This is a genomic window from Cupriavidus sp. L7L, from assembly GCF_004353535.1.
GTDB lineage: Bacteria > Pseudomonadota > Gammaproteobacteria > Burkholderiales > Burkholderiaceae > Cupriavidus > Cupriavidus oxalaticus_A.
Genome location: NZ_SMNY01000040.1, coordinates 41,683 through 67,846 on the forward strand (window position 1 = coordinate 41,683; position 26,164 = coordinate 67,846).

At 67.5% G+C, this 26,164-nt stretch carries 28 protein-coding genes; 11 read left to right on the top strand and 17 right to left on the bottom strand.

What is annotated here, in order from left to right:
• Positions 1-3 precede the first annotated feature (3 nt).
• Positions 4-366, bottom strand: a complete 363-nt coding sequence (locus E1J61_RS29545; RefSeq protein WP_133097446.1) for a RidA family protein — start codon at positions 364-366, stop codon at positions 4-6.
• Between the two features lie 52 nt (positions 367-418).
• The gene (locus E1J61_RS29550; protein ID WP_133097447.1) at positions 419-1,297 is read right to left on the bottom strand and encodes an alpha/beta fold hydrolase; all 879 of its coding nucleotides are present in this window, start codon (positions 1,295-1,297) and stop codon (positions 419-421) included.
• Positions 1,298-1,526: 229 nt separating this feature from the next.
• On the opposite strand from E1J61_RS29550, the gene E1J61_RS29555 reads away from it, so the two are divergent.
• Both E1J61_RS29555 and E1J61_RS29560 read left to right on the top strand, forming a co-directional pair.
• Positions 1,527-2,303: a 3-hydroxybutyrate dehydrogenase gene (locus E1J61_RS29555; RefSeq protein ID WP_133097448.1), complete on the top strand. Its 777-nt coding sequence runs from the start codon at positions 1,527-1,529 to the stop codon at positions 2,301-2,303.
• 9 nt (positions 2,304-2,312) lie between these two features.
• Positions 2,313-2,801 (top strand): DUF411 domain-containing protein, encoded by a 489-nt coding sequence (locus E1J61_RS29560; RefSeq protein ID WP_133097449.1) that lies wholly within the window; start codon positions 2,313-2,315, stop codon positions 2,799-2,801.
• A gap of 51 nt (positions 2,802-2,852) precedes the next feature.
• Here E1J61_RS29560 and E1J61_RS29565 read toward each other — a convergent pair whose 3' ends face one another.
• The 3 genes from E1J61_RS29565 to E1J61_RS29575 all read right to left on the bottom strand — a co-directional run bounded on the left by E1J61_RS29565 (position 2,853) and on the right by E1J61_RS29575 (position 4,784).
• A complete protein-coding gene (locus tag E1J61_RS29565; protein WP_133097450.1) occupies positions 2,853-3,233 on the bottom strand; it encodes a putative zinc-binding protein in 381 nt (126 codons plus the stop codon).
• 199 nt (positions 3,234-3,432) lie between these two features.
• Complete coding sequence (locus E1J61_RS29570) at positions 3,433-4,071, bottom strand: CoA transferase subunit B (protein ID WP_133097451.1); 639 nt, start codon at positions 4,069-4,071, stop codon at positions 3,433-3,435.
• An 11-nt stretch (positions 4,072-4,082) separates the two neighbouring features.
• Positions 4,083-4,784, bottom strand: coding sequence for a CoA transferase subunit A (locus E1J61_RS29575; RefSeq protein ID WP_063238512.1), 702 nt, complete (start codon positions 4,782-4,784; stop codon positions 4,083-4,085).
• A 189-nt stretch (positions 4,785-4,973) separates the two neighbouring features.
• On the opposite strand from E1J61_RS29575, the gene E1J61_RS29580 reads away from it, so the two are divergent.
• Positions 4,974-5,519 (top strand): PAS and helix-turn-helix domain-containing protein, encoded by a 546-nt coding sequence (locus E1J61_RS29580; protein WP_133097452.1) that lies wholly within the window; start codon positions 4,974-4,976, stop codon positions 5,517-5,519.
• Positions 5,520-5,522: 3 nt separating this feature from the next.
• Here E1J61_RS29580 and E1J61_RS29585 read toward each other — a convergent pair whose 3' ends face one another.
• The 5 genes from E1J61_RS29585 to E1J61_RS29605 form a co-directional block, all read right to left on the bottom strand.
• The gene (locus E1J61_RS29585) at positions 5,523-5,924 is read right to left on the bottom strand and encodes a thioesterase family protein (protein ID WP_133097453.1); all 402 of its coding nucleotides are present in this window, start codon (positions 5,922-5,924) and stop codon (positions 5,523-5,525) included.
• A 52-nt stretch (positions 5,925-5,976) separates the two neighbouring features.
• The gene (locus E1J61_RS29590; RefSeq protein WP_133097454.1) at positions 5,977-7,005 is read right to left on the bottom strand and encodes a DctP family TRAP transporter solute-binding subunit; all 1,029 of its coding nucleotides are present in this window, start codon (positions 7,003-7,005) and stop codon (positions 5,977-5,979) included.
• 61 nt (positions 7,006-7,066) lie between these two features.
• The gene (locus tag E1J61_RS29595) at positions 7,067-8,371 is read right to left on the bottom strand and encodes a TRAP transporter large permease (RefSeq protein WP_207951277.1); all 1,305 of its coding nucleotides are present in this window, start codon (positions 8,369-8,371) and stop codon (positions 7,067-7,069) included.
• Positions 8,368-8,970 carry a TRAP transporter small permease gene (locus tag E1J61_RS29600; protein WP_133097455.1) on the bottom strand — a complete coding sequence of 201 codons (603 nt, stop codon included), beginning with the start codon at positions 8,968-8,970 and terminating at the stop codon, positions 8,368-8,370. Before E1J61_RS29600 ends, E1J61_RS29595 begins: the two co-directional genes overlap by 4 nt.
• A 269-nt stretch (positions 8,971-9,239) precedes the next feature.
• On the bottom strand, positions 9,240-10,025 hold the full coding sequence (locus tag E1J61_RS29605; protein ID WP_133097456.1) for an SDR family oxidoreductase: 786 nt from the start codon (positions 10,023-10,025) through the stop codon (positions 9,240-9,242).
• A gap of 302 nt (positions 10,026-10,327) precedes the next feature.
• Here E1J61_RS29605 and E1J61_RS29610 point away from each other — a divergent pair, with 302 nt between their 5' ends.
• Complete coding sequence (locus E1J61_RS29610; RefSeq protein WP_133097457.1) at positions 10,328-12,016, top strand: electron transfer flavoprotein-ubiquinone oxidoreductase; 1,689 nt, start codon at positions 10,328-10,330, stop codon at positions 12,014-12,016.
• Positions 12,017-12,098: 82 nt separating this feature from the next.
• On the opposite strand, the gene E1J61_RS29615 is transcribed toward E1J61_RS29610, so the two are convergent.
• Positions 12,099-13,010, bottom strand: a complete 912-nt coding sequence (locus E1J61_RS29615) for a flagellar brake protein (protein ID WP_133097458.1) — start codon at positions 13,008-13,010, stop codon at positions 12,099-12,101.
• Between the two features lie 244 nt (positions 13,011-13,254).
• Here E1J61_RS29615 and E1J61_RS29620 point away from each other — a divergent pair, with 244 nt between their 5' ends.
• The gene (locus E1J61_RS29620; protein ID WP_133097459.1) at positions 13,255-13,965 is read left to right on the top strand and encodes a FadR/GntR family transcriptional regulator; all 711 of its coding nucleotides are present in this window, start codon (positions 13,255-13,257) and stop codon (positions 13,963-13,965) included.
• A 55-nt stretch (positions 13,966-14,020) separates the two neighbouring features.
• Positions 14,021-15,127 (top strand): NAD(P)/FAD-dependent oxidoreductase, encoded by a 1,107-nt coding sequence (locus tag E1J61_RS29625; RefSeq protein WP_133097460.1) that lies wholly within the window; start codon positions 14,021-14,023, stop codon positions 15,125-15,127.
• Here E1J61_RS29625 and E1J61_RS29630 read toward each other — a convergent pair.
• The 5 genes from E1J61_RS29630 to E1J61_RS29650 form a co-directional block, all read right to left on the bottom strand.
• A complete protein-coding gene (locus E1J61_RS29630; protein ID WP_133097461.1) occupies positions 15,049-16,332 on the bottom strand; it encodes an MFS transporter in 1,284 nt (427 codons plus the stop codon). The genes E1J61_RS29625 and E1J61_RS29630 overlap by 79 nt on opposite strands.
• Positions 16,333-16,342: 10 nt before the next feature.
• The gene (aroC, locus tag E1J61_RS29635; protein WP_133097462.1) at positions 16,343-17,452 is read right to left on the bottom strand and encodes a chorismate synthase; all 1,110 of its coding nucleotides are present in this window, start codon (positions 17,450-17,452) and stop codon (positions 16,343-16,345) included.
• A 74-nt stretch (positions 17,453-17,526) separates the two neighbouring features.
• Positions 17,527-18,249: a glutathione S-transferase C-terminal domain-containing protein gene (locus E1J61_RS29640; RefSeq protein WP_133097463.1), complete on the bottom strand. Its 723-nt coding sequence runs from the start codon at positions 18,247-18,249 to the stop codon at positions 17,527-17,529.
• Between the two features lie 33 nt (positions 18,250-18,282).
• A complete protein-coding gene (locus E1J61_RS29645; RefSeq protein ID WP_133097464.1) occupies positions 18,283-20,181 on the bottom strand; it encodes an MFS transporter in 1,899 nt (632 codons plus the stop codon).
• A gap of 184 nt (positions 20,182-20,365) precedes the next feature.
• On the bottom strand, positions 20,366-20,809 hold the full coding sequence (locus E1J61_RS29650; protein WP_133097465.1) for a CBS domain-containing protein: 444 nt from the start codon (positions 20,807-20,809) through the stop codon (positions 20,366-20,368).
• A 236-nt stretch (positions 20,810-21,045) separates the two neighbouring features.
• Between E1J61_RS29650 and E1J61_RS29655 the strand changes: the two genes are divergently transcribed.
• The 3 genes from E1J61_RS29655 (at position 21,046) to E1J61_RS29665 (ending at position 23,599) form a co-directional block, all read left to right on the top strand.
• Complete coding sequence (locus tag E1J61_RS29655) at positions 21,046-22,353, top strand: O-acetylhomoserine aminocarboxypropyltransferase (RefSeq protein WP_133097466.1); 1,308 nt, start codon at positions 21,046-21,048, stop codon at positions 22,351-22,353.
• On the top strand, positions 22,353-23,177 hold the full coding sequence (locus E1J61_RS29660; protein WP_133097467.1) for an alpha/beta fold hydrolase: 825 nt from the start codon (positions 22,353-22,355) through the stop codon (positions 23,175-23,177). Before E1J61_RS29655 ends, E1J61_RS29660 begins: the two co-directional genes overlap by 1 nt.
• A gap of 104 nt (positions 23,178-23,281) precedes the next feature.
• Positions 23,282-23,599 (top strand): Mpo1-like protein, encoded by a 318-nt coding sequence (locus tag E1J61_RS29665; RefSeq protein WP_133097468.1) that lies wholly within the window; start codon positions 23,282-23,284, stop codon positions 23,597-23,599.
• A gap of 19 nt (positions 23,600-23,618) precedes the next feature.
• Here E1J61_RS29665 and E1J61_RS29670 read toward each other — a convergent pair whose 3' ends face one another.
• Entirely contained in the window at positions 23,619-24,959 is a 1,341-nt protein-coding gene (locus E1J61_RS29670; RefSeq protein ID WP_133097469.1) for a YihY family inner membrane protein, read from the bottom strand.
• 187 nt (positions 24,960-25,146) lie between these two features.
• On the opposite strand from E1J61_RS29670, the gene wrbA reads away from it, so the two are divergent.
• Both wrbA and E1J61_RS29680 read left to right on the top strand, forming a co-directional pair.
• The gene (wrbA, locus tag E1J61_RS29675) at positions 25,147-25,749 is read left to right on the top strand and encodes an NAD(P)H:quinone oxidoreductase (protein ID WP_133097470.1); all 603 of its coding nucleotides are present in this window, start codon (positions 25,147-25,149) and stop codon (positions 25,747-25,749) included.
• Positions 25,746-26,153 (top strand): DUF2069 domain-containing protein, encoded by a 408-nt coding sequence (locus tag E1J61_RS29680; protein ID WP_133097471.1) that lies wholly within the window; start codon positions 25,746-25,748, stop codon positions 26,151-26,153. The genes wrbA and E1J61_RS29680 overlap by 4 nt, the downstream gene beginning before the upstream one ends.
• Positions 26,154-26,164 lie beyond the last annotated feature (11 nt).

A 26,164-nucleotide genomic window follows, 5' to 3' on the forward strand; every position in this document is an offset into this window, starting at 1 on the left:
GCATCAGTTGAGCGCAGCGGTCACCACCACTTCGATCAGGTAATCGGGATTGGCCAGGCGGGCTTCCACCGTGGCGCGCGGGGGCGTGTTGCCTTGCGGCACCCAGGCGTCCCAGACCTCGTTCATCTCGCCGATCAGGTCGACGTTGGCGAGGAAGATCTGGCACGACAGGATGCGGGTCTTGTCGCTGCCGGCCTCGGCCAGCAGGCGGTCGATATGGCCGAGCACCTCGCGCGTCTGGCCGCCGATATCGGCCTTGGGGTCGACCTCGGGCACCTGCCCGGCCAGGTAGACCACGCCGTTGTAGACCGCATATTCGGACAAACGCTTGCCCACGTGGGCGCGCTTCAGTTCAAGGTTACTCATGACAATGCGTTGATCGATAAAAATACAGGTCCGCCGCGCGATGCGCGCCAACTCACCCGACAAAAAACTGCCGGGCGATCGCGATCTGCGCCGGATCGACAAAGGTTGGTGCATGCCCCACTTCGGGGACTTCCACCGAGCTCACATGCTTGCCGCGTGCCACCATCTCGGCGACGGTCTCGCGCAGCAGCAGGTCGGACTGCGCGCCGCGCACCACCAGCACCGAGGCTTCGATGGCCTCGAAGCTGCGCCACAGCGAGGCCTCGCCCGCCGCCACCGCTTCCGGCGTGGACTTGCGGAAGGGCACGGCCAGTTGCGGGTCGTAATGCAAGCCCCATTCCAGGCCGTCGCCGCCCTGCACCGGCTTCAGGATGGCGGCGTTCAGCTCGCGCCACTGCTCCGGCGTGTGGCGGCCGAACGACGCGCTGATGGTCTGCAGGTATGCCAGCCCTTCCTCAAAGGTCTTGAAGCGTACCGGCAGGCCCAGGTAGGCACCGATGCGCTCGACCGCCGACGGCGCGATCCTGGGGCCGACGTCGTTCAGCAGCAGCTTGCGCACCGGCGACTTGGGCAGCCCCGCCAGTCCCATGCCGATCAGCCCGCCCATCGAGGTGCCGAACCAGTCCACCTGCTCGACATTGAGCCGGGCGATCAGCGTGACCATGTCGGACACGTACTGCGGCACGATGTAGCTGTCCGGATTGGCCAGCCATTCCGAGCGGCCGCGCCCGACCACGTCGGGGCATACCACGCGATAGTCGCCGCACAGCGCGCTGGCGACGGCATCGAAGTCGCGGCCGGTGCGCGTCAGCCCGTGCGCGCATACCAGCACGCGCGGATTCGCGGGATCCCCCCATTCGTGGTAGGCCATGCGGTGCAGGCCCGCCGGACTGATGCACTGGACAAAACCGAGGCGCGGACTGGCAGACATCTGGACTCCCTGACGGACCCGGCCGGGACCGCGAAAAAGCGGCGCTGCCGGTGGTTGAGCAAAACTGGATTGTACGCCGCACCGGGTACAATGCCACAGCACACTGTCTGCGCCACCGCACGCGCCCGCGCGCCGATGCATGCCGGTGCGTGGCGGTGCCAGACCAGGCGGACCGGGCCACCCGGGCCGCCCTTTCCTTCCTGTGGAATCTCTCTCGACGGAGGCTTACATGCTCAAAGGCAAGACTGCTCTGGTGACTGGCTCGACCAGCGGCATCGGGCTCGGCATCGCAAAGGCACTGGCGGCCCAGGGCGCCAACATCATCGTCAATGGCTTTGGTGACGCGGACGCCGCAAAGAACGAGATCGCGCAGGCCGGCCAGGGCATCCAGGTCGGCTACCACGGCGCGGACATGAGCAAGGCGTCAGAGATCGAGGACATGATGCGCTATGCGCAGGCCGACTTCGGCGGCGCCGACATCCTGGTCAACAACGCCGGCATCCAGCACGTGGCCCCCATCGAGGACTTTCCCACCGAGCGCTGGGACGCCATCATCGCCATCAACCTGACCTCGGCCTTCCACACCACGCGCCTGGCGCTGCCCGGCATGCGCCAGAAGAACTGGGGCCGCATCATCAATGTGGCCTCGACGCACGGGCTGGTGGCGTCGGCACAGAAATCGGCCTACGTGGCAGCCAAGCACGGCATCGTCGGCTTCACCAAGGTGACCGCGCTGGAAACCGCGCAGACCGGCGTGACCGCCAACGCGATCTGCCCGGGCTGGGTGCTGACCCCGCTGGTGCAGAAGCAGGTCGAAGCCCGCGCGCAGAAGGAAGGCATCCCGGTCGAACAGGCCAAGCGCGAGCTGGTGCTGGAGAAGCAGCCCTCGGGCGAGTTCGTGACGCCCGACGAGCTGGGCGCGCTGGCAGTGTTCCTGTCGTCCGACGCGGCACGCCAGGTTCGCGGCGCGATCTGGAACATGGATGGCGGCTGGGTGGCGCAGTAAGGATCTACGATGCAACGACGACGTTTTCTCGGCACCCTGAGCGCGCTGGCGCTCGGCACGATCGCGGTGGGCGCGCTGGGGCCTGCGGCCGATGCCTTCGCGCAGGCCAGGCCTCTTGCCATCGACGTCTACAAGAGCCCGCTGTGCGGCTGCTGCGAGGAATGGGTCAAGCACCTGCGCACCAATGGCTTCACGGTGACGGTGCATGATGTCGAGGATACCGGCGATTACCGCAAGCGCTTCGGCATGCCGGAGCGCTTCGGCTCCTGCCATACCGGCTACATCGGCGGCTACGCGATCGAGGGGCATGTGCCGGCCGCCGATATCCGCAAGCTGCTGGCCGCCAAACCCAAGGCAGTCGGGCTGGCGGTGCCGGGCATGCCGGTCGGCTCGCCGGGCATGGAACAGGGGCCGCGCAAGGATCCGTTCGACGTGCTGCTGGTCAAGGCCGACGGCGCGGCCTCGGTGTTCACCCGCTACAACAAGCCGGCGGCCTAAGGCGTCCGCCCCGCCGCCCTGCCGGATGCGCCGCCGCGCGTCCGGCCTTCCCTAAACCCCCGCAAGGCTTTCCAAAGCCGCTTCGACTTCCCGCCACACCGCCTCGGTCTCGCCCTCGGTGCATTCACCGTGCTGCCGCTTGACCGCCCCCAGCCGGTTCAGCACCAGGTGCTGGTCCGGCACCACGCCCACGTTTGCCAGGCAAGCCTGCACGCAAGCCAGCGGGCAGCCATCCAGCGCCAGGATCGGCCGGCCCGATTGCGCCACGCGCGTCAGCGCCGGCACGCCGCCGCCCACGCCGCTGATGCACGACATTTCGGCGCGGCCGCTGCGGTCCAGCCGCACCGCGCACGCATTGGCCAGTTGCGCCACGCTGGAGCAGCCAGAGCAGGCATACACCAGTGGCAGGGATCGGGTGGGAGAAGCCGGCATCGCGTACCTTCCGTCAGGACTTTGGTTGGCAGGACCACGCCTGCCGGGAAGCGGCCAGCATAGTGACTTGTGCGGCGGCGGGCCATTCGCCGATAGAGCTAGCCCGCACGGCCGATCGGCGTGGTCGGCAACACCAAATGAAAAAAGCCCTGTGGCGCAGTGCGCCACAGGGCCCGTCAGGCAATGGCCGAAGGCTTGCTTACAGCAACGGCGCCCCGGTCTTCGCCTGGATTTCCTCGCGGCTGACGCCCGGTGCGGTTTCGACCAGCTTCAGGCCTTCCGCAGTCACGTCCATCACGCCCAGGTCGGTGATGATGCGATTGACCACGCCCACGCCGGTCAGCGGCAGGTTGCACTGCTTCAGGATCTTGATGTCCTCGGTGCCGTCCTTCTTCTTGGCGGTGTGTTCCATCAGCACCACCACGCGGCCGACGCCGGCGACCAGGTCCATCGCGCCGCCCATGCCCTTGACCATCTTGCCCGGGATCATCCAGTTGGCCAGGTCGCCCTTCTCGCTGACCTGCATCGCGCCCAGGATGGCCAGGTCGATGTGGCCGCCGCGGATCATCGCGAAGGAATCGGCCGAGGAGAAGATCGACGAGCCCGGCAGCGTCGTCACGGTCTGCTTGCCGGCATTGATCATGTCGGCGTCGACTTCTTCCTCGGTCGGGAACGGGCCGATGCCGAGCAGGCCATTTTCCGACTGCAGCCACACTTCCATGCCCTCCGGCACCCAGTTGGCCACAAGCGTCGGCAGGCCGATGCCCAGGTTGACGTAGAAACCGTCCTGCAGCTCAGCCGCGGCGCGCGCGGCCATTTCGTCACGTGTCCATGCCATGATGCGTCTCCTTAGCTGGCCGCGCGCACGGTGCGCTGCTCGATGCGTTTTTCGGGATTGGTGTTCAGCACCAGGCGCTTCACGAAGATGCCGGCCAGGTGGATCTCGTCCGGGTCCAGCTCACCGGTCTCGACGATATGCTCGACCTCGGCGATGGTGACCTTGCCCGCCATCGCGCACATCGGGTTGAAGTTGCGCGCGGTGCGGCGGAACACCAGGTTGCCGGCCTTGTCGGCCTTGTATGCCTTGACCAGCGCCACGTCAGCCGTCAGCGAACGCTCCATCACGTACGTCTCGCCATCGAATTCGCGGACTTCCTTGCCTTCGGCGACGATGGTGCCGACACCGGTCTTGGTGAAGAAGGCCGGGATACCCGAGCCGCCGGCGCGCAGCTTCTCGGCGAGCGTGCCCTGCGGGGTGAATTCGAGTTCGAGTTCGCCCGCCAGGTACTGGCGCTCGAACTCCTTGTTCTCGCCCACATAGGACGAGATCATCTTCTTGATCTGGCGCGTGGCCAGCAACTGGCCCAGGCCGAAGCCGTCGACGCCGGCATTGTTGGAGATGCAGGTGAGCTGCTTGACGCCGCTGTCGCGCAGCGCGGCGATCAGCGCCTCGGGGATGCCGCACAGGCCGAAACCGCCAACGGCGATCGTCTGGCCGTCGCGGACGACGCCTGCAAGCGCTTCTGCGGCGCTGGCGTAGACCTTGTTCATGTTCGCTCCTTCCTCGGTAGTTCCTCGGGGTTCCGCTGTTGTGCTTCCGCCGCCCGCTTGTGCGGTGGGCGACGCAGGGAAATTGTAACGGTACAATCGGCGCAGTCGATGACGGGCGCCGTTTCTCGTCCGACCGACAGCATACGCAAGCCCCGCCGGCTACGCCATTACGTAAAAATACATAAGTAGATGCCCGCCATCGACTACCAGACCGCTTTCCAGCTCGCCCCCGTGGGCCTGGTGCTGTCACGCGAGCGCGTGATCGAGGACTGCAACGAAGAGGTCTGCCGGATCTTCGGCACCACGCGCGAGGCGCTGCTGGGCCAGTCGTTCCAGGTACTCTACCCTACCGCCGACGAGTTCGAGCGCACCGGCGCCCGCATCGCGCCGATCATGAACAAGCGCGGGATGTATTCGGACGAGCGCATCATGAAGCGCGCCGGCGGCGAACTGTTCTGGTGCCACGTCACCGGACGCGCGCTGGACCGCGCGCAGCCGCTGGGCGCGGGGATCTGGACCTTTGAAGACCTGTCGCAGAAGCGGCAGGTGACGGCCGAGCTGACCGCGCGCGAACGCGACATCGCGGCACAACTGGTGGAAGGCAAGACCAGCAAGCAGATCGGCAAGCTGCTGGCGATCAGCCCGCGCACCGTGGATATCTACCGGGCGCGGCTGATGAAGAAGTATGGGGCGAGTACGTCGGTGGACCTGGTGCAGCGGCTGGTGAACCACTGAGGGTTAGCCTTCGATAATCGCCCGGATCTCCGGCGGCACCGGCACCGATTTCTCCACCGCATAATCGCACCACACGACCTTCGCCCCGCCCTCCGCCCACACCACGTCAGGCAGATCGGTACGCCGGATCTCCATGCGCGTTTCGAAACTGGTGCGCCCCAGTTGCCCCGCATAAACGCGGCATTCGATATTGCCCGGATAGCGCAGCTGCTTCAGGAAGGTCATATGCGCATTGATGATGACCGGCCCCTGCCCTTGCGCATCCTTGCCGCCGCGCCCCAGCGACGCGAACCACTCGATGCGCGCCTGCTCCAGGTACTGGAAGTAGACGGTGTTGTTGACATGGCCCATCGCATCCATGTCGCCCCACCGGATCGGCATGACCACCGTATAAACGTGCTTCATCTCAGCCTCCAAAGCAACAGGCCCGCCAACGCTGGCGGGCCTGCTGCATGACTTAGCGCTTGGCGATCGCGCCTTCGGCCTTGGTCACCAGGTCGGTGCCGATCTGCTTCTTCCACTTGTCGTAGACCTTGGCGGTCGCCTTGCGGAAGGCGTCATGCTCGGCCGGCGTCAGGTGCGTGACCTTGACGCCATGGGCTTCCATTTCCTTCCAGGCGGGCGCACCGGCCTCGGCCAGGCCCTTGCGGGCCAGCGCGATTTCCTGCTTGCCGGCGTCGATGGCGGCCTGCTTGACGATCTCGCGGTCGGCCGGGGTCCAGCTTTCCCAGATCTGCTTGTTGACCACGAAGATCAGCGGGTCAGCCACGTAGCCCCAGGTGGTCACGAACTTCTGGCCGACCGTGTACAGCTTGGCGGCGGCGAACACCGATTGCGGGTTCTCCTGGCCATCGACCGCGCCCGAGGCCATCGCCGGCTGCGCGTCGGCCCAGCTCATCTGCGTCGGGTTCGCGCCCAGCGCGTTGAAGGTCTCGATGTACAGCGGCGAGCCCACCACGCGCAGCTTCAGGCCCTTGAGGTCGTCCGGCTTGCGCAGCTCGCGCTTGGAGTTCGACACCTCGCGGAAGCCGTTCTCGCCCCAGGCCAGCGGCACCACGCCGGCCTTCTCCAGCGTGGAGAAGATCGACTTGCCGACTTCGCCCCGCGTCAGCGCGTCCAGCGCCTTGTAGTCGGGCATCAGGAACGGCAGCGAGAACAGGTTCAGCTCCTTGACCTGCGGCGACCAGTTGATGGTCGAGCCGACCGCCATGTCGATCACGCCCTGGCGGATCGCCGAGAACTCGCGGGTCTGGTCGCCGGCCACCAGCGAAGTGCCCGGGTACAGCTTGATATTGATGCGGCCGTTAGTGCGCTGCCTGACCAGGTCGGCCCAGATCTCGCCGCCCTTGCCCCACGGGAAGGCCGGGCCGAGCACCAGCGACATCTTGTACTCGGACTTGTAGGTCTGGGCCATCGCGCCGGCGGGGGCGAAGGCGGAAGCGGCAATGGCGGCGGCCGTTGCAAGCATCAGGGCACGACGTTTCATTTCATCTCCTCTCGGGAATCGTCAGTTCTTGTTTGTGAATGCAAAATGAAGTCAACAGCGATCAATAGCCGAGGTACTCCGGCAGCCAGGTCGCCAGCGGCGGATAGGCCAGCACCATCAGCATGGCGATGAACATCGCCAGCAGCATCCAGATCACCCAGGGCACGGTTTCTTCCATGCGCACGCGGGCGATCCGGCACGACACCATCAGGTTCACGGCCAGCGGCGGCGTGAACTGTCCGAGCGCCACCTTCAGCGTCAGCACCACGCCGAACCACACCGGGTTCCAGTGGAAGGCATTGGCGATCGGCAGCAGCAGCGGCACGAAGATCAGGAAGATCGAGATGCCGTCGAGGAACATGCCAACCGTCATCAGCAGCAGCACGATCAGCGCCAGCACGCCGTATTCGCCCAGCCCGGAGGTGGCGATCGCCTGCGCCAGCGGATCGATCACGCCGAGCGTCGACAGCGCATAGGCGAAGATGCCGGCCAGCGCGACCACCAGCAGGATCACCGCCGAGGTCTCGGCCGCTTCCTGGAAGATCGTGAACAAGTCGCGCATGCCGATGCTGCGGTACACCACCATGCCGACGAACAGGCCATAGACCACCGCCACCACCGCGGCTTCGGTCGGCGTGAACCAGCCCGCGCGCATGCCGCCGAGGATCAGGAACGGCGCCACCAGGCCCCACGCCGCTTCGCGCAGGCTCTTCCAGAACGGGGGGCGCGGCAGCGCGGCTTCGGCGGCGCCCATGTTGTGCTTGCGCGCCAGCCACACCGCCGGCACGATCAGCGCCACGCCGGCCAGCACGCCCGGGATCATGCCCGCGGCGAACAGCGCCGGCACTGAAGCGCCCGGCACCAGCACGCTGTAGATGATGAAGGCCACCGACGGCGGGATCAGGATGTCGGTCGCGGCCGCCGCGCCGACCACCGCGGCGCTGTACGAGCCGGGATAGCCCGCGCGCGACATCGCCGCGATCATCACGCCGCCGACCGCGGCCGCGTTGGCCGGGCCCGAACCGGAAATGCCGCCGAGGAACATCGCCACCAGGATCGCCACCAGCGGCAGCATGCCCGGTCCACGCCCGACCACGGCAATGGCGAAGGTCACCAGCCGCTGCGCCACGCCGGAACGGTCGAAGATCGACCCCACCAGCACGAACATCGGAATCGCCAGCAGCGGATACTTGGCCAGCCCCGCGTAGAAGTTCTGCGGCACGGCCAGCAGGCCGAACATCTGGGTGTCCAGGTTGGACAGGCCGATCGCGACCAGGCCACCCAGCCCCAGCGACACGCCGATGGGCACGCCCAGCAGCATCAGGCCGATAAAGACCACGAACAGGATGATGGCAACCAGCGTCATTGCAAACGCTCCTTCGCTACCCGGTTCTGTTCATGCAGCGCCTTGAGAGCACGCACGTTGCGCAACGCCAGGCCCAGCGCGCGCAGTGCGATGCCGGCCGACAGCACCGGCAGCCAGATCGAGTACCACCAGCTCGGCACGCCGATGCCGGGCGAAGTTTCGCCGAAGGTGTACTCATCCCACGTAATGCGCGCGCCCAGCACCGCCAGCGCGACGAACATTACAGCCACCGCCAGTGCCGACAGGATCGCCAGCCGGCGCTGTCGCGCCGCGCTGCCGCGCTCAAAGAAGAACTCGATGCGGATATTGCGATCGCGCGCCACCGCGGCGCTGCCGGCAACGAGCGCCAGCACGATCATCAGGAAGACCGAGAATTCCTCGGTCCAGGCAAACGACTCGTCGGTGAAATAGCGGACGACCACGTTGGCGAAGGTGATGCCGACCAGCAGCAGCATCACGATCACGCCAATCCAGTCCTCGAGGCGGGGTGAAACCCGGAATTCAGCGTCCTGCGCTTCGTCTGCCGCCCGCGGGATCACCGCGGAATCGACGACGTGTTGCGGCACGGCATTGCGCCGTGCCTCTTCTTGTTGCTCCATCTCCCCGGCCTCCGGTCCAGGGCCGCTTGGGCCAGGCGGCCACTGCGGCATTTTTTGCTTGTATGTAAAGACTTAGTCTAAAGACATGGCGGATTATGCCAAGACTGGCACACCGCGCATCAACTTTCTTTGATTGGAAACTGGAAGCCGCGCTCGAAAGCCCGCCCCAAGGGGACCGGATAAAGCCCTGGGGTGGCCAATGGTGGTGCTCCGCCGCACGCTTGTGGCGCGCGGGCGGCAAGCGGGCGGCGCGGCGCCGGCGGCCGGGCTCAGACCATGCCGTCGTCAGCGGTGATCACCGCGCCATTGATGAATTGCGACTGGTCGGAAGCCAGCAGCAACAGCAGGCCGTCGAGGTCGTCGGGCTTGCCCAGGCGCTTGCGCGGCAGCATCTGGATCAGTTTCTGGCCGGCGTCCGAGTCCCAGTGGTGGTGGTTGATCTCGGTATCGATATAGCCGGGACAGATCGCGTTGGTATTGATGCCGTGGCGCGCCCATTCCAGCGCCATGGCCTTGGTCATGTGCACCACCGACGCCTTGCTCATGCAATAGATGCCGATCTGCGACAGCACCTTCAGGCCCGCCACCGATGCGACATTGACGATGCGCGCCTGCGGCAGCGGGGTGCCGTTCTTTTCGGCGCCCTTGGCCCGCGCGATCATGCGCTTGGCGACTTCCTGCGCGACGAAGAAGGCGCCGCGCGTATTGGTGTCGAAGACGAAATCAAAATCGTCGGGCGTGACGTCGGTCAGCTTCTGCGTGGTCGACACGCCCGAATTGTTGACCAGGATGTCGATCGAGCCGGCTTCGGTTTCCGCATGCGCCACGGCGGCGCGGATGCTGTCCGGATCGGTGACGTCGAGTCGCACCACGTGCGCGCTGCCGCCCTCGGCCTCGATCGCCGCACGCAGTTCCTTGAGGCGCTCGGTGCGGCGCGAGGCCAGCACGACCTTGGCCCCGGCGGCGGCCAGCACCGTGGCAAAACGCGAGCCGAGCCCGCTCGATGCGCCGGTCACCAGCGCTACCTTGCCTTCCAGATTGATCGACAAACCCATGATGACCTCTTGTGCGGGCGCCCCTCCAGCCTCTTCGGGTGCGGAAGGCGGCATACCATAAAAAAGAACGACCGTTCCAAAAAAATCCTTGCCTGTGGGTGGCGAGTCCCGGACAATGCCGGAGATTCTAAGAACTTGGCCTGCAAAGGGAAAGAGGGAAAACGAGCGATCCGGCCGGCTATCGGCCGCAAACAGCCGTCAAAATCCCTTCCGGCGCCCCGCCGGCTCAAGTTCGAGCAGAACGATCACCGCACTTCCCACAATTGCATAGCTAGCAGCAAAGAAATAGAGGGTTAGAGACAATGGATCAGCAACAGCTCCTGGAGCAGTTCGGCCCGCGTGAAGCCATGGAATACGACGTGGTCGTGGTCGGCGGCGGCCCCGCCGGCCTGGCCACGGCCATCCGCCTGAAGCAACTCGCGCAGGAGAAAGGCAGCGACGTCAACGTATGCGTGCTGGAAAAGGGTTCCGAGCCCGGCGCGCATATCTTGTCGGGCGCCATCATGGATCCGCGCGCCCTCAACGAGCTGATCCCGAACTGGCAGGAGCTGGGCGCGCCGCTGAACCAGCCGGTCAGTGAAGACAAGTTCCTGTTCCTGAACGAGTCGGGCTCCAAGGGCACGCCGCCGGCGCTGCTGCCGGAGTGCTTCCACAACCACGGCAACTACATCATCAGCCTGTCGAACTTCGTGCGCTGGCTGGGCCAGCAGGCCGAGGCGCTGGGCGTCGAGATCTTCCCGGGCTTCCCGGCCGCCGAGGTGCTGTACAACGAAGACGGCTCGGTCAAGGGCGTGGCTACCGGCAACATGGGCATCAACAAGGAAGGCGAGCCCACCGACAACTTCCAGCTCGGCATGGAGCTGCATGCCAAGTACACCATCTTCGCCGAAGGCTCGCGCGGCCACCTGGGCAAGCAGCTGATCGCCAAGTTCGGCCTGGACGCCGGCAAGGATCCGCAGAGCTACGGCATCGGCCTGAAGGAGCTGTGGGAGATCGACCCGGCCAAGCATAAGCCCGGCCTGGTGGTGCACACGGCCGGCTGGCCGCTGGACCCGGCCACCTACGGCGGCTCGTTCCTGTACCACATGGAAGACAACAAGGTCGCGGTCGGCTTTGTGGTCGGCCTGGACTACACCAACCCGTGGCTGTCGCCGTTCGAGGAATTCCAGCGCTTCAAGACGCACCCGGAAATCCGCCAGTACTTCGAAGGCGGCAAGCGCCTGTCGTACGGCGCGCGCGCCATCACCGCCGGCGGCCTGCTGTCGCTGCCCAAGACCGTGTTCCCGGGCGGCGCGCTGGTCGGCTGCGATGCCGGTTACCTGAACGCCTCGCGCATCAAGGGCAGCCATGCCGCGATCAAGACCGGCATGCTGGCCGCCGAGGCCGCCTATGACGCGCTGCAGGGCGGCCGCCAGCACGACGAGCTGACCGCCTACCCCGCCGCGTTCGAGCAGAGCTGGCTGTACAAGGAACTGCTGCAGGCCAAGAACTTCAAGCAGTGGTTCAAGAAGGGCCGCACCACCGCCACGCTGATGACCGGCATCGAGCAATGGCTGCTGCCCAAGCTGGGCATCCGCAACCCGCCCTGGACCATCCACCGCGTCAAGCCGGACCATGTGTACCTGAAGCCGGCGGCCGAGTGCGAGAAGATCGCCTATCCGAAGCCGGACGGCAAGCTGACCTTCGACCGCCTCAGCTCGGTGTTCATCAGCAACACCAACCACGAGGAAAACCAGCCGGCGCACCTGACGCTGAAGGACGCCAGCGTGCCGGTCAGCATCAACTGGGACAAGTTCGCCGGCCCCGAGTCGCGCTACTGCCCGGCGGGTGTGTACGAGTTCGTGCAGGACGAGACCTCGGGCAAGGAACGGCTGCAGATCAACGCGCAGAACTGCGTGCACTGCAAGACCTGCGACATCAAGGACCCCACGCAGAATATCGTGTGGGTCACGCCGGAAGGCGGCGGCGGTCCGAACTACGTCGGCATGTAAGGCCCCCGGCGCGCAAGCGCCCGGCGCGTGGAACGGCACCGGTTTCCCGGTGCCGTTTTTTTATTGGCGGGCTGCGCGCAGGCTACAGTGGCAGGCGCGTCGTGGATAGCAGCTGCTCGTAGATGTAGCACTGCAACAGCGTCATCTCGCGCTCCGCCAGCAGGTCGAAAGCCACGCCGAAGGCAGGGAAATCGCCGTCGTCCTGTCCGGCCGCGCCTGGTGCCACCCTGACCCAGCCGTCGACGATGACTTCGCTGTCGAACGACGCGGCCCGGAGCTGGAAGCGCAGCCGCACGCGGCTGCCCGGCGCGGGCGACGGCGCGGTGGTCTGCACCAGCGCACCGCCGGTGCTGAGGTCGGACAGCAGCGCCAGCCGCGCCGTGCCCGCCCGCACCGCGACGGCCACGCCATGAACGCCGTCGTCGTCTTCCGGAGGCTCGGTCAGGTATGCCGCCAGCCGCGTCGGCACGCGCGCCGCCTTGCGGACCGGGGTCGCGTGCAGGTTGGTCGGCGCCGACAGCACCAGGTAGCGGAACGGGCTGCGGCAGACCGCGGTGATGGTCGAGGTAAAGCTGTGGATCGCCTGTCCGGAGAAGCCGCGCAGCAGCACGGTGTCGCCCGCCTGCAGCGCCAGGTCGCGCCCGCCCAGTTGCGGCCAGGTCACGAACAGCCCCTGCTCGATAAAGCCGATCAGGCGGCTGGCGGCGGCGCGTGCGGACTCGCCTTCATGCTTGATGTGGAGCAGCGTGCCGACCTGCAGGCCGACCGGCCCGGGCAACGTGCGCGTGCCGGCGTCGGCCACAGCATCGCCGCTGTCGTCGCTTTCGCTGCCATTACCGGCGCGGCAGAGCACGCCGTGCCGGAACACCAGGGCGAGGTCGCGCGCATCGGGAATGACGCTGCCGCTGCCGAGCACCAGGTTGCCGTCGCCGTCGAGCAGCGACCAGGGCAGCGGGTGTCCGACCGGAAGATCGTTGGGATTGAGCTGGATCATGGCTGTTTGCAAAGAGCCCCGCGTTTGTCGCCGCGCGCGTGGCATGGCAAACCCACGGCGGCGCTGCCGGGCAGTATCCGCCACCTGTATCCGGGTTCTATCGGCCGCAGGCCGCAGAAGTTAAGCAAATACCGGTGGGTCTAGGCCACCATGTGTAGCACCGGCTATTGCGGAAAGCTTGACGTGCGACAACTTCAGCACCACAATCACACGAAAGCTGTCTGACAGCCTGACATATCTACCCATGACCCTGCATCGCCCGCCCTCGCTGGCCAGCCGTATCGCCCAGTCCTTGCACGATGACATCCTCGCCGGCCGCTACGTCGCGGGCGGACGCCTGCCCGCCGAAGCCACTCTGGCCGACACCTTCGGCGTGAGCCGGCCGATCGTGCGCGAAGCCATCGCCCAGCTCAAGGCTGATGGCGTGCTGGTCACGCGCAAGGGCTCTGGCGCCTTTGTTTCCGAGACTCCGGGCGGCCAGGCCTGGCGCGTGGCGAGCGCACCGGATGGCGGGCCCACGCTGGCGCAGCTGTTCGAGTTGCGCCGCGTGGTCGAGACCGCCTGCGCCGAGATGGCGGCCGAGCGCCGCACCACGGCCGATGTCGACGCGATCCGCGCCGCGCTCGCAGCCATGCAGGCGCAGGCCGACGGCCATGGCGACATGGCCAGCGCGGCCGCGGCCGACATGGCCTTCCACCACGCCATCGCCGAGGCCGCGCACAACCCCTGCTTTACCGGCCTGACCGATTTCGTCAGCCAGCAGATGCTGGCGGCACGCCAGCGCGCGTGGGAGAACACCGCGCGGCTCGGCGCCGCCACCGGTGCCCCGCGCGCCGCCGACACCGAGCACGCGGCGCTGGCCGACGCCATCGCCGCCGGCAATGCCCCGGCGGCGCGCGAGGCCGCGCAACGGCACCTGTCCGCGGCGGCCGCGCGGCTGGGCCTGGCGGGCTGAATCCCGCCACACGGCAACCAGTACTGCAACAAACCATAGCAACAAGGAAACGAGCATGGAAAAGGTGGACTGCGTCGTCATCGGCGCCGGTGTCGTAGGACTGGCAGCCGCGCGCGCCCTCGCGCTGCAGGGCCGCGAGGTGATCATCCTGGAAGCGGAAAACGCCTTCGGCACCATCACCAGCGCGCGCAACAGCGAAGTCATCCACGCCGGCATCTACTATCCCGCCGGTTCGCTGAAGGCAGAGCTGTGCGTGCGCGGCAAGGCCATGCTGTACGACTACTGCGCCACGCACCACGTGGCGCACCAGCGCTGCGGCAAGCTGATCGTCGCCACCAGCGCGGCGCAGGTGGCGACGCTCGACGGCATCCGCGCCAAGGCGGCGGCCAACGGCGTCGACGACCTGCGGCTGCTCTCGCGCGACGAAGCGCAGGCGCTGGAGCCGCAGCTGCAATGCCATGCCGCGCTGCTGTCGCCCTCCACCGGCATCGTCGACAGTCACGGCCTGATGACCGCGCTGCTGGGCGATGCCGAGAACGCCGGTGCGGTGCTGGCGGTGCAGTCGCCGGTGCTGGCCGGCGCGATCACGGCGGACGGGATTCGGCTGGAAGTGGGCAGCGAAGATGGGGGCGCCACCACGCTGCTGGCGCGCACGGTGGTGAACTCGGCCGGCCTGACCGCGCCGGAACTGGCGCGCCGCCTCGACGGCATGCCCGAAGCCTATATCCCGCCGCAGTACTACGCCAAGGGCTGCTATTTCACGCTGGCCGGACGCGCGCCGTTCTCACGGCTGATCTATCCGGTGCCCGAGGCCGCCGGCCTGGGCGTGCACCTGACGCTGGATCTCGGCGGCCAGGCGCGCTTCGGCCCCAACGTGCGCTGGATCGACGATATCGAGTACAGCGTAGACCCGGCCGATGCCGACAGTTTCTATGACGAGGTGCGCCGCTACTGGCCGGGACTGGCCGACGGCGCGCTGCAGCCGGGCTATGCCGGCATCCGCCCCAAGATCAGCGGCCCGCACGAGCTGGCGGCCGACTTCCGCATCGACGGCCCCGCCGTGCACGGCGTGCCGGGGCTGGTTCACCTGTTCGGCATCGAGTCGCCGGGGCTGACCTCGTCGCTGGCGATCGCCGAGCGCGTCTGCGCCGCGCTGGCCTGAGTCGCATCGCCGCCTGCCGCACCTTCCGCGCGGAAGCTCATCGCCGCGCAGAAGGCGCCGGCCGCCGCGGCCACGGCGGCCAGCCCGAAGGTGTGTTCGGGCGCCAGCGCATTCCAGGTCCAGCCCATCACCAGCCCGCCGAGCGTGCCGCCGACGCCGTAGGAAATGCCCGTGTATAGCGCCTGCCCGCGCCCCTGCAACGGGCCGGCGAACCATGCCTGCAGCCGCTTCAGGCTGGCGCTGTGGTGCGCGGCGAAGGTGGCCGCGTGCAACACCTGCACCAGCGCCATCAGCCAGGCAAACTGCGCGAAGTAGCCGGTCAGGCCGAAGCGGACCGCCGCCAGCACAAAGGTGCCAGCCAGGATGGTGCGCAGCGCGAAGCGCGCGAACAACAGGCCCTGGTAGTAGAAGAAGACGATCTCCGCGACCACGCCGATGGTCCACATCACGCCAATGGCGAACTTGCTGTAGCCAAGCTTCTCCAGCCACAGCGAATAGAACACGTATAGCGCGGCATGCGCGAACATCATCAGGAAGGCCGACGCCAGGAACCACGCCACGTCAGGCCGGCGCAGCAGCGGCAGCGCGCGCGGCGCGGGCATGCGCGGCCCTTCGTCGGCGGCATCGCGCATGGTCAGCACCACGCCTGCCAGGATCGCCAGCAGGCCGCTGGCCACCCACGGGAACGCACGCATGCCAACCGCCTCGAACAGCGCCCCGCCGGCCAGCACCGCGCCGATAAAGCCGACCGAGCCGAACATGCGGATGCGGCCGTAGCTATGATCGAAGGCGCCATGGCGGCGCAGCGTGGAGATGGTGAGGGCATCGCCCAGCGGCGACATCGCACTGGTGAGCAGGCTCAGCGTCAGCATCATCGCCATCATGCCGCCGTAGCTGCCCACGCCGGGCAGCATCAGGAACGCCAGCAGCGAGGAGAACGCACTCACGCGCAGGATCCGCACGCGCGTGTGCATCACGTCGGACAGCCAGCCCCACAGGTAGGGCCCGACAATGCGGCTGACCTGGAAGCTGGCCATCAGCACGCCGATCTGCACCGGATTGAAACCGCGATCGGCGAAATACAGGCTCACATACGGCGAGATGACGCCGACGTAGCCGTAGTAGCCGAGGTAGAAGAGCCCGAAGCGGGCATAGTCCGGGCGAGCGGCGCCCGTCGCGCCACCAGCCCCACGGAGGGTGGCCAACTCAGCGCGATCAGCGCGTCTGGCCGGCCTGCGCCGGAATATGCGGCGTGTCGGTCCTGACGTCGCCGCACTGCGCGCGGTGGCGCAGCGCGTGGTCCATCAGCACCAGCGCCAGCATGGCCTCGGCGATCGGCGTGGCGCGGATGCCGACGCACGGGTCGTGGCGCCCGAAGGTCTCGACCGTGGCAGCGTTGCCGGCCTTGTCGATCGACTCGCGCGGCGTGCGGATCGAGGACGTCGGCTTGATCGCCAGCGACACGGTGACGTCCTGGCCGGTGGAAATGCCGCCGAGCACGCCGCCGGCATTGTTGGTGCGGAAGCCCTCGGCGGTCAGCTCGTCGCCATGCACGCTGCCGCGCTGCGACACGCTGTCGAAACCGGCGCCGATCTCAACGCCCTTGACCGCGTTGATACCCATCATCGCGTGCGCGATGTCGGCGTCGAGGCGGTCGAACAACGGCTCGCCCAGCCCGACCGGCACGTTGCTGGCCACCACCTCGATGCGCGCGCCGACCGAATCGCCGTCGCGGCGCAGCGCGTCCATATAGGTTTCCAGCTCAGGGATGATGTCGGCGTTGGGCGCGAAGAACGGGTTCTCGGGCACGTGCGACCAGTCGGCGAACGGCACCGCGATCTCGCCCAGCTGTGACATGTAGCCCCGGATCTCGGTGCCGTAATGCTCGCGCAACCACTTCTTGGCCACCGCCGCCGCGGCCACCACCGGCGCGGTCAGGCGTGCGGACGACCGGCCGCCGCCGCGATAGTCGCGGATGCCGTACTTCTGCCAGTAGGTGTAGTCGGCGTGGCCCGGGCGGAAGGTCTCGACGATATTGCCGTAGTCCTTGCTGCGCTGGTCGGTATTGCGGATCAGCAGGCAGATCGGGGTGCCGGTGGTCTTGCCCTCGAACACGCCGGACAGGATCTCGACCTGGTCGGGTTCCTTGCGCTGGGTGACGTGGCGCGAGGTGCCGGGCTTGCGGCGGTCCAGGTCGCCCTGGATATCGGCCTCGCTCAGCGCCATGCCCGGCGGGCAGCCATCCACCACCGCGCCGATGGCGGGGCCGTGCGATTCGCCGAAGGTGGTGACAGTGAAGAGCAGGCCAAGGGTGTTGCCGGACATGATGGAAACCGCACAGGAATTGGGGACGGCCTCCATTGTAAGGCCATTGCCCGCCCGCTGGCGGCCCGGCGGGCTCAGGCCGCCGCGGTTTCCGGTGCAAAGTCCGGGTAGAACTCCGCCCGCATCCGGTCCATGTAGGCGACCAGGTTGGCATGCCCTTCCGCCGCGGTGCGGATCGGCGTGTCGAACGTGGGGCACAGCAGGCTGCCGGCAAAGGCGAACAGCGTGGCGTCGGCGCCGCATGGCTTGTCGCCCATCAGGTAGCGCTTGTCGCCCAGGATATCGGCGATCGAGGTCACGCCCTTGCTGGCGAGCGCCACCAGTTCTTCCTCGCTGTGCCGGCCCAGCCCCTGCCCCCACAGCGTCTTCCTGACCTTGTAGCGCACCAGCCGCTCGGCCAGCCCGCGCACCGGTGCCGGCACGCCGCGGAAGAACTGCGCCGGGCCGCGCTCGAAATTGGCCTGGTCGAGCCAGCGCACCCGTGCCACCGCCCAGTACAGGTGGTCTTCCATCAGCTTCTCGGTGGCCCAGGCGATACCGCGCTCGGCCGGGCTCAGGCCGGCGTCGAAATCGATGTGGTAAGTCTTCTCGATATGCCAGCGGATCAAGGTCGAATCCGCCACGATCCGGCCCATGTCATCGAGATACGGCAGCTTGCCCTTGGGCGCGCGCCGCAGGCTGCCGGGGCGGGCGTGGTATGGCAGGCCGGCAAGCTTGAGCAGCATTTCGGCCTTGGTGACAAACGGGCTGGCGTCAGGCAGCCCGAAGGCCGGGCCGAAGGTATAGAGCGTGATCATCGTGGGTCCGGGTCCGCGTGGGAGAACCTGCGTTCAGCGCCAGTCGCCGCGCAGGGCCTGCACCATCTGCTGCAGCCCCTCGGGCGTGGCCGCTTCCGGCGGCACCGGCTCGCCCACCACCAGTTCCAGCCGGTTCAGGATGCCGCGGCGGAACGGCCGCGACATCGCCGGCGCATCCTTGCGCGAGAAAAAGCTGCCCCACAGCCCGCGCAGCGCCATCGGCACCACCGGCACCGGCGTGCGGCGGATGATCTGCTGCACGCCCTGGCGGAACGGATTGATCTCGCCGTTGGCGGTGATCTTGCCCTCCGGGAAGATGCAGACCAGGTCGCCCTCCTCCAGCGCCTGCGCCACGCTGTCATACGCGCGCCTGAGCATGTCCGGGTGTTCGTGCGCGGGCGCGATCGGGATCGCGCGGGCCTGGCGGAAGAACCACGACAGCAGCGGCACGCTGAAGATGCGGTAGTCCATCACGAAGCGCACGGGACGCGGGCTGCATGCCATCAGCACCACCGCATCGGCGAAGCTGACATGGTTGCAGACCAGCACTGCGGGCCCATCGGCGGGAATGCGCTCGGCGTTCACGCGGCGCAGCCGGTACAGCGTATGCACCAGGATCCAGGCGATAAAGCGCAGCAGGAATTCCGGCACCAGCGAATAGATGTAGACCGCCACCACCGCGTTGAGCAGCCCTACCACCAGGTACAGCTGCGGGATGCTGTAGCCGGCCTTCGCCATCGCCACGCCCAGCAGCGAGGCCGCGATCATGAAGAAGCTGTTCAGGATGTTATTGGCGGCAATGATGCGCGCGCGGTGCGTGGGCGCGCTGCGGCTCTGGATCAGCGCGTACAGCGGCACGCTGTAGAAGCCGCCGAACATCGCCAGCAGGAACAGGTCGGCCAGCACGCGCCAGTGGCGCGCCTCGGCCAGGAAGCCGCCGATGCCGGTCAGCGCGGCCGGCGGCTGCCCCTGGCTGGCAAAGTACAGGTCGACGGCAAACACCGTCATGCCGATCGAGCCGAACGGCACCAGCCCGACCTCGACATGGCGCCCGGACAGCCGCTCGCACAGCAGCGAACCGGTGCCGATGCCCAGCGAGAACACCGCCAGCAGCAGCGTGACCACGTTCTGGTCGCCGCCCAGCACATCCTTGGCATAGCTGAAGAAGGAGGTCAGGAAGGTCGCGCCGAGGAACCACAGCCACGAGATCCCGAGCAGGCTCTGGAATACCGTGCGATTGCCGTGCGCCAGCACCAGGTTGCGCCAGGTCTCGGAAAACGGGTTCCAGTTGACGCGCAGTTCAGGCTGGGGCGCCGGCGACACCGGGATCCGGCCCGACATCACGCGCCCGGCCACGGCGATCGCCACGCACACGGCGCCGACATACAGCGGCCCCACCACCGTGCCGCCCTGCTGCAACCCCGCCAGCTCGCCGCCGACCAGCGTGCCGATCAGGATCGCGACGAAGGTGCCCATCTCGACCAGCCCGTTGCCGCCGACCAGCTCGCTTTCATCCAGGTGCTGCGGCAGGTAGGCAAACTTGACCGGCCCGAACAGCGTCGAATGCAGCCCCATCAGGAACGTGCCGGCGTAGAGTAGCGGCGCGCTATGCCAGGCAAAGCCGGCCAGCCCCAGCACCATGATGGCGATCTCCAGCGACTTGACCAGCCGGATCAGGCGCGACTTCTCGATCTTGTCGGCGACCTGCCCGCTGGTGGCGGAGAACAGCAGGAACGGCGCGATAAAGATGGCCGAGATCAGGAAGGCGGCACTGCGCGCGTCCACGCCCTCGAACAGCGCCGTGTGATAGGTCACCAGCGACGTGAAGGCGACCTTGAAGACGTTGTCGTTCATCGCCCCCAGGAACTGGGTCCAGAAGAACGGGGCGAAGCGGCGCGCGCCGAGCAGTCGGAACTGGCTGTGTTGGCTCATGGATGACCGGTCGGCCTGCTGGGGCCGCCGCGGAAATGGATACGCCGGCAAGTTTGCCGGAGCCGGAAACCGGCCGCCATCATGCCACCGCCACGCGGCCGCGCGGCGCCAGTCGCAACAATTTTCCGAAGGGGACTACGGGACAGGCTGCCCCGCCGCCGGCAGGGCGGGCGCAGCCGGGCGTTCAGGCCCGCTCTTCAGGCCAGTCGCGGATATAGGCCTTGAGCATCTTGTTCTCGAAGCTCTGGTCCTCGACCACCGCCTTGGCGACGTCATAGAAGGAAATCACGCCCATCAGCGTGCGGTTGTCGAGCACCGGCAGGTAGCGGGTGTGACGCTCAAGCATCATCCGGCGGACTTCGTTCACATCGGTTTCCATGGTGCAGGTCAGCGGCGCATCGTCCATCACCTTGCGGATGCTGCTGGTGCCAAGGGTGCCGCCGTTGCGGGCCAGAGTCTCGATGATTTCGCGGAAGGTCAGCATGCCGACCAGGTCGCCGTATTCCATCACCACCAGGGAGCCGATGTCGCGCTCGGCCATGGTGTTGACTGCGAGCAGCAAGGAGGTGTCAGGCGTCACGGTGTAGAGCGTATTGCCCTTGATCTGCAGGATGTCGCTGACTTTCATGTTGGTCTCCGCTGCCTTGTACTGAGCTGTGCTGATTTGCGCCGGCCACATCGCGGGGGCGATGCCGGTCACTTCGTTATCTGTCCGGGATGTGCGGGCAGAGATGCCCGTGCGTCCGATCCTAGCCCAAACCAGCCGGCAAAGTAAAGCAGGAGGCCGGTTTGCGGGTGATCTGCCAGCGTGGGCGTGCGCACGATGCTACGATGCTGGCCGGAGATAACTACACCCGACCGACCATGTCCGGAACCCGCTTCGATACGCTGGCGCTGCACGCCGGCGCCGCGCCAGACCCCGCCACCGGGGCGCGCGCCACCCCCATCCACCTGACCACCTCGTTCGTGTTCCGCGACAGCGAGCACGCGGCGTCGCTGTTCAACATGGAGCGGGCGGGCCACGTCTATTCGCGCATCTCCAACCCGACCGTGGCCGTGCTCGAAGAGCGCATCGCGGCGCTGGAGAACGGCGCCGGCGCGATCGCCACCGCCTCCGGCCAGGCCGCGCTGCACCTGGCCGTGGCCACGCTGATGGGGGCCGGCTCGCACGTGGTGGCGTCGTCGGCGCTGTACGGCGGCTCGCACAACCTGCTGCACTACACGCTGCGCCGCTTCGGCATCGAGACCACCTTCGTCAAGGCGCGCGACATCGACGCCTGGCGCGCCGCGATCCGCCCCAATACCAAGCTGCTGTTCGGCGAGACGCTGGGCAACCCGGGCTTGGACGTGCTCGACATCACCACGCTGGCGCAGCTCGGCCAGGACCACGGCATCCCGCTGCTGGTCGATTCGACCTTCACCACGCCCTACCTGTTGCGCCCGTTCGATCTCGGCGCGGGCCTGCTCTACCACTCGGCGACCAAGTTCCTGGGCGGCCATGGCACCACCATCGGCGGCGTGCTGGTCGAGGGCGGCACCTTCGACTTCGAAAAATCGGGCCGCTTCCCCGAGCTGTCCGAGCCCTATGAAGGCTTCCACAACATGGTGTTCACCGAGGAAAGCACGGTGGCGCCCTTCCTGCTGCGCGCGCGCCGCGAAGGCCTGCGCGACTTCGGCGCCTGCATGAACCCGATGGCCGCGTGGCAGCTGCTGCAGGGCGTGGAGACGCTGCCGCTGCGCATGAGCCGCCATGTCGACAACACCCGTAAGGTGGTGCAATTTCTGGCCTCGAACCCGATGGTGGAGTCGGTGTCCTACCCCGAGCTGGAATCGCACCCCGACTACGAACTGGCCAAGCGCCTGCTGCCGCGCGGCTGCGGCGCGGTGTTCAGCTTCAACCTGAAGGGCAACCGCCTGGCGGGCCAGCGCTTTATCGAAAGCCTGTCGCTGTTCTCGCACCTGGCCAACGTGGGCGATGCGCGCTCGCTGGTGATCCACCCGGCGTCGACCACGCACTTCCGCATGGACGCGGCGGCGCTGCAGTCGGCCGGCATCGCCGAGGGCACGATCCGCCTGTCGATCGGCCTGGAAGACCCGGACGACCTGATCGACGACCTCAAGCGCGGCCTGAAGGCCGCCGAGAAGACCATGAGCAAGGGAGGGCAGGCCTGATGGAACTGAACGTTGCAGGCCAGCCGGCCTACGCCTATACCGGCGGCAAACCCTTCGATCCCGCCCTGCCCTGCGCGGTGTTTGTCCACGGCGCGCAGAACGACCACAGCGTGTGGGCGCTGCAGACGCGCTGGTTCGCCAACCACGGCTTCTCGGTGCTGGCGGTGGACCTGCCCGGCCACAACCGCAGCCAGGGCACGCCGCTGGCCACCGTCGAGGCCATGGCCGACTGGGTGATGGCGCTGGTGGCCGCCGCCGGCGTCAAGGCGCCGGCCTTCGTGTTCGGCCACAGCATGGGTTCGCTGATCGCGCTCGAATGCGCGGCGCGGCATCCGCAGGCGGTGCGCGGCATCGCCTTGCTCGCCACGGCCTATCCGATGAAGGTTTCCGATGCGCTGCTCGATGCCTCGCTGAACCGTGAGAGCGAGGCCATCGCCATGGTCAACGCGTGGTCGCATTCGAGCCTGGCCAACAAGCCCTCATCGCCGGGCCCCGGCGCCTGGATGCACGGCGGCAGCCAGCGGCTGATGGAGCGCGTATCGCGCAACAACCCGCAGGCGCATGTGTTCCACAACGACTTCTCCGCGTGCAATGCCTATGCGCACGGCGAGGAAGCCGCCGCCGCGGTAGCCTGCCCGGCGCTGTTCATCACCGGCAGCAAGGACATGATGACCTCGCCCAAGGCGGCGCAGGCGCTGGCCGGCAAGATGGCGAAGGCCAGCCTGGTATCGGTGCCGTGCGGCCATGCGCTGATGGGCGAGCGCCCGGACGAAGTGCTGGACGCGCTGGCGGCCTTTGCGCGCAAGGTGGTCGCGGCGGGCTGACAGCTGCGCCGGATGGCCGGCCATGCCGGCGGCCATCCTCCCTTCAGGGGCATGGGGGCGTGGAAGGTCTACACTGCACAACATAAGACCTGCCGGAGACAGCCATGGCCCACGCCCACAGGCGCGAGTTCGAGAACTTCGCGGCCTTCTACCCCTACTACCTGAGCGAGCACCAGGACCGTACCTGCCGGCGCCTGCATTTTGTCGGCTCGACCGTGGCGCTGCTGTGCCTCGTGGCGCTGGTAGTGACCGGCAATGCGTGGTGGCTGCTGGGCGCCGTGGTCGCCGGCTACGCCTTCGCCTGGGCCGGTCATTTCGGCTTCGAGAAAAACCGGCCCGCAACCTTCCGCCATCCGCTCTACAGCCTGATGGGCGACTGGGTCATGTACGCCGAAATCTGGCGTGGCAAGATTCCTTTCTGACGCGGCCGCCGCCCAGGGCTCACACTTGCCCGTGCCAGCCCGGCGGCACCACCTCCAGCGTGCGCCGTTGCGGCGCCCCATCTTCCGCCGCAGGCGGCAAGTCGGCCGGCTGCTGGCGGAAAACCGCCTCCAGCGTCTGGTCCAGCTGCGGATTGTCCAGCAGCGACCGCAGCGACTCGGCGCCACGCAGCTGCTGCGCCAGCGCGGTGCGCGGCAACCGCGGCAGGTTCAGCACCAGCCGGTCGTGCAGCATGCGCAGCGTCACCTGCGACGGATCGCACAGCAAGGCCCAGTGCGCCTGCCCGCCCTCCTGCTGCAGCCGCCCGACCAGGTGCATGGCCCTGAGCTTGCCGAGCAGCCCCGCCAGGTAATCCGCTTCAACGCGCAGCTTGCGTCCCAGGTCCAGTTCGCCCACGCTGCGCGGCACCTCGTCGCGGGCGCGGTAGAGCAGCAGCAGCACGCCCAGTGCATCGAAGAACTCGCTGCCGGCAAAGGTGCGGCGGCGCCAGTAGCCCTGCCGGATCACCGGCATGTTGGCAGCGATGGTGGCGCCCAGCAGCGTCACCAGCCAGCTCAGGTAGATCCACAGCAGGAAGATCGGCAGCGCCGCGAAGGTGCCGTAGACCGCCGTATAGGCCGGGATATGCGTGACGAAATAGCCGAAGCCGCGCTTGGCGAACTCGAACGCGATCGCCGCCACTACGCCGGCGACGATGGCATCGCGCCACTCCACATAGGCATTGGGCACCGCGGTGTACAGGAAGGCAAAGGCCAGCGCCGACAGCACCACCGGCGTCGCGCTGACCAGCAGGCCGATCCCCACCGGCATGGTGCCGACGTAGCCCGCCGAGATCGAGATCAGGTAAGAACTGATCGACAGGCTCGCGCCGATCAGTACCGGCCCGAAGGTCAGCACCGCCCAGAACACCAGCACCCGCTGCGCCAGCGGGCGGCGCTGCTTGACGCGCCAGATCGCATTGAGCGCGTCCTCCACCGTCAGCATGGTGAGCACCGACGTCACCATCAGCCCGCCCAGGCCCAGCGCCGTCAACCCGCGTGCGCTCTTGGCGAACTGGCCGATGTAGCGCGAGATCGATTCGCTGACGTTGCCGGGAATCAGGTTCTGGAACAGGAACGCCTCGATGGCATTGCGGAAGTCGCGGAATACCGGGAACGCGGCCAGCAGCGCGAACGCCACCGTCAGCACCGGCACCACGGCCAGCACGGTGGTAAAGGTCAGGCTCGCGGACACCTGCGGCAGCCGGTCTTCGCCGGCGCGGCGCACGACATAGCGCGCCAGTGCGCGGACCTTCTGCAGGTTCCATTCCCTGCGCAGACGGGCAACGCGGGTACCAAGCATGCGGCAGCAATCTCCTCGTGGATGGATGGATCGATTTGAACGTTGGCAGCGCCGGCGGGCGGACGGGCATCTGCCGGGATGCGGAAGCGGCGCTTCGCCGGGGAGCGCGCGCGGGGGCACATCTATAATACGCGCATTGCCTGCGGCACCCGCCGCCTCCTTCCGGCAGCGCCGGCCATCCCGCTCCATGACCGACATCCTCGTCCTGTATTACAGCCGCCACGGCAGCACCCGCAAACTCGCCGAACTGATTGCCCACGGCATCGACAGCGTCCCCGGCGCCCAGGCGCGCCTGCGCACGGTGCCGCCGGTCTCGACCGTGTGCGAGGCCACCGCCCCCGACATCCCCGCCGACGGCCCGCCCTATGCCGAGCTGCGCGACCTGGAAGAGTGCGCGGGCCTCGCGCTGGGCAGCCCCACGCGCTTTGGCAACATGGCCGCGCCGGTCAAATACTTCCTGGACGGCACCGTGGCCCAGTGGCTGTCGGGCGCGCTGACCGGCAAGCCCGCCTGCGTGTTCACCGCCACCGGCAGCCTGCACGGCGGCCAGGAGACCACGCTGCTGTCGATGATGCTGCCGCTGCTGCACCACGGCATGCTGATCATGGGCCTGCCCTATTCCGAGAAGGGCCTGATGACGACCACGTCGGGCGGCACGCCGTACGGCCCCAGCCACCATGCCTACGTCGACAACCGCGGCCCCATCACCGACGACGAAGCGGCGCTGGCGATGGCCATGGGCCGGCGCCTGGCGCAAACGGCGCTGTGCCTGGCCGGAGCGCAGGCATGAACCGGCCCGCCGACAGCGACAACGCGCTGCACAGCCCCTGGCTGCACCGGATCAGCGCCGGCAGCCTGGTGGCGCTGATGGTGCTGTGCATTGCCTGGGAATGGTTCCTGGCGCCGCTGCGTCCGGGCGGCTCCTGGCTGATCATCAAGTTCGTGCCGCTGCTGCTGCCGCTGCGCGGCGTGCTGACGCGCAACCGCTACACCATGCAGTGGTCGTCGATGCTGATCCTGCTGTTCTTCACCGAGGGCATCGTGCGCGCCACCAGCGACCGCGGCTTCTCCGCGACGCTGGCCTGGGTGGAGGTGGCACTGACGCTGGTGTTCTTCACCAGCACCATCCTGTACCTGCGGCCGTACAAGCGCCGCGCCCGAGCGGCCGCCAAGGCAGCGCCGCAAAAGCGCTGAGCCGGCGCTCC

Excerpts from the sequence above, each read along its gene's own strand:
- E1J61_RS29545 (WP_133097446.1), bottom strand. The coding sequence starts at position 366 with ATGAGTAACCTTGAACTGAAGCGCGCCCACGTGGGCAAGCGTTTGTCC.
- E1J61_RS29550 (WP_133097447.1), bottom strand. The coding sequence starts at position 1,297 with ATGTCTGCCAGTCCGCGCCTCGGTTTTGTCCAGTGCATCAGTCCGGCG.
- E1J61_RS29555 (WP_133097448.1), top strand. The coding sequence starts at position 1,527 with ATGCTCAAAGGCAAGACTGCTCTGGTGACTGGCTCGACCAGCGGCATC.
- E1J61_RS29560 (WP_133097449.1), top strand. The coding sequence starts at position 2,313 with ATGCAACGACGACGTTTTCTCGGCACCCTGAGCGCGCTGGCGCTCGGC.
- E1J61_RS29565 (WP_133097450.1), bottom strand. The coding sequence starts at position 3,233 with ATGCCGGCTTCTCCCACCCGATCCCTGCCACTGGTGTATGCCTGCTCT.
- E1J61_RS29570 (WP_133097451.1), bottom strand. The coding sequence starts at position 4,071 with ATGGCATGGACACGTGACGAAATGGCCGCGCGCGCCGCGGCTGAGCTG.
- E1J61_RS29575 (WP_063238512.1), bottom strand. The coding sequence starts at position 4,784 with ATGAACAAGGTCTACGCCAGCGCCGCAGAAGCGCTTGCAGGCGTCGTC.
- E1J61_RS29580 (WP_133097452.1), top strand. The coding sequence starts at position 4,974 with ATGCCCGCCATCGACTACCAGACCGCTTTCCAGCTCGCCCCCGTGGGC.
- E1J61_RS29585 (WP_133097453.1), bottom strand. The coding sequence starts at position 5,924 with ATGAAGCACGTTTATACGGTGGTCATGCCGATCCGGTGGGGCGACATG.
- E1J61_RS29590 (WP_133097454.1), bottom strand. The coding sequence starts at position 7,005 with ATGAAACGTCGTGCCCTGATGCTTGCAACGGCCGCCGCCATTGCCGCT.
- E1J61_RS29595 (WP_207951277.1), bottom strand. The coding sequence starts at position 8,371 with ATGACGCTGGTTGCCATCATCCTGTTCGTGGTCTTTATCGGCCTGATG.
- E1J61_RS29600 (WP_133097455.1), bottom strand. The coding sequence starts at position 8,970 with ATGGAGCAACAAGAAGAGGCACGGCGCAATGCCGTGCCGCAACACGTC.
- E1J61_RS29605 (WP_133097456.1), bottom strand. The coding sequence starts at position 10,025 with ATGGGTTTGTCGATCAATCTGGAAGGCAAGGTAGCGCTGGTGACCGGC.
- E1J61_RS29610 (WP_133097457.1), top strand. The coding sequence starts at position 10,328 with ATGGATCAGCAACAGCTCCTGGAGCAGTTCGGCCCGCGTGAAGCCATG.
- E1J61_RS29615 (WP_133097458.1), bottom strand. The coding sequence starts at position 13,010 with ATGATCCAGCTCAATCCCAACGATCTTCCGGTCGGACACCCGCTGCCC.
- E1J61_RS29620 (WP_133097459.1), top strand. The coding sequence starts at position 13,255 with ATGACCCTGCATCGCCCGCCCTCGCTGGCCAGCCGTATCGCCCAGTCC.
- E1J61_RS29625 (WP_133097460.1), top strand. The coding sequence starts at position 14,021 with ATGGAAAAGGTGGACTGCGTCGTCATCGGCGCCGGTGTCGTAGGACTG.
- aroC (WP_133097462.1), bottom strand. The coding sequence starts at position 17,452 with ATGTCCGGCAACACCCTTGGCCTGCTCTTCACTGTCACCACCTTCGGC.
- E1J61_RS29640 (WP_133097463.1), bottom strand. The coding sequence starts at position 18,249 with ATGATCACGCTCTATACCTTCGGCCCGGCCTTCGGGCTGCCTGACGCC.
- E1J61_RS29645 (WP_133097464.1), bottom strand. The coding sequence starts at position 20,181 with ATGAGCCAACACAGCCAGTTCCGACTGCTCGGCGCGCGCCGCTTCGCC.
- E1J61_RS29650 (WP_133097465.1), bottom strand. The coding sequence starts at position 20,809 with ATGAAAGTCAGCGACATCCTGCAGATCAAGGGCAATACGCTCTACACC.
- E1J61_RS29655 (WP_133097466.1), top strand. The coding sequence starts at position 21,046 with ATGTCCGGAACCCGCTTCGATACGCTGGCGCTGCACGCCGGCGCCGCG.
- E1J61_RS29660 (WP_133097467.1), top strand. The coding sequence starts at position 22,353 with ATGGAACTGAACGTTGCAGGCCAGCCGGCCTACGCCTATACCGGCGGC.
- E1J61_RS29665 (WP_133097468.1), top strand. The coding sequence starts at position 23,282 with ATGGCCCACGCCCACAGGCGCGAGTTCGAGAACTTCGCGGCCTTCTAC.
- E1J61_RS29670 (WP_133097469.1), bottom strand. The coding sequence starts at position 24,959 with ATGCTTGGTACCCGCGTTGCCCGTCTGCGCAGGGAATGGAACCTGCAG.
- wrbA (WP_133097470.1), top strand. The coding sequence starts at position 25,147 with ATGACCGACATCCTCGTCCTGTATTACAGCCGCCACGGCAGCACCCGC.
- E1J61_RS29680 (WP_133097471.1), top strand. The coding sequence starts at position 25,746 with ATGAACCGGCCCGCCGACAGCGACAACGCGCTGCACAGCCCCTGGCTG.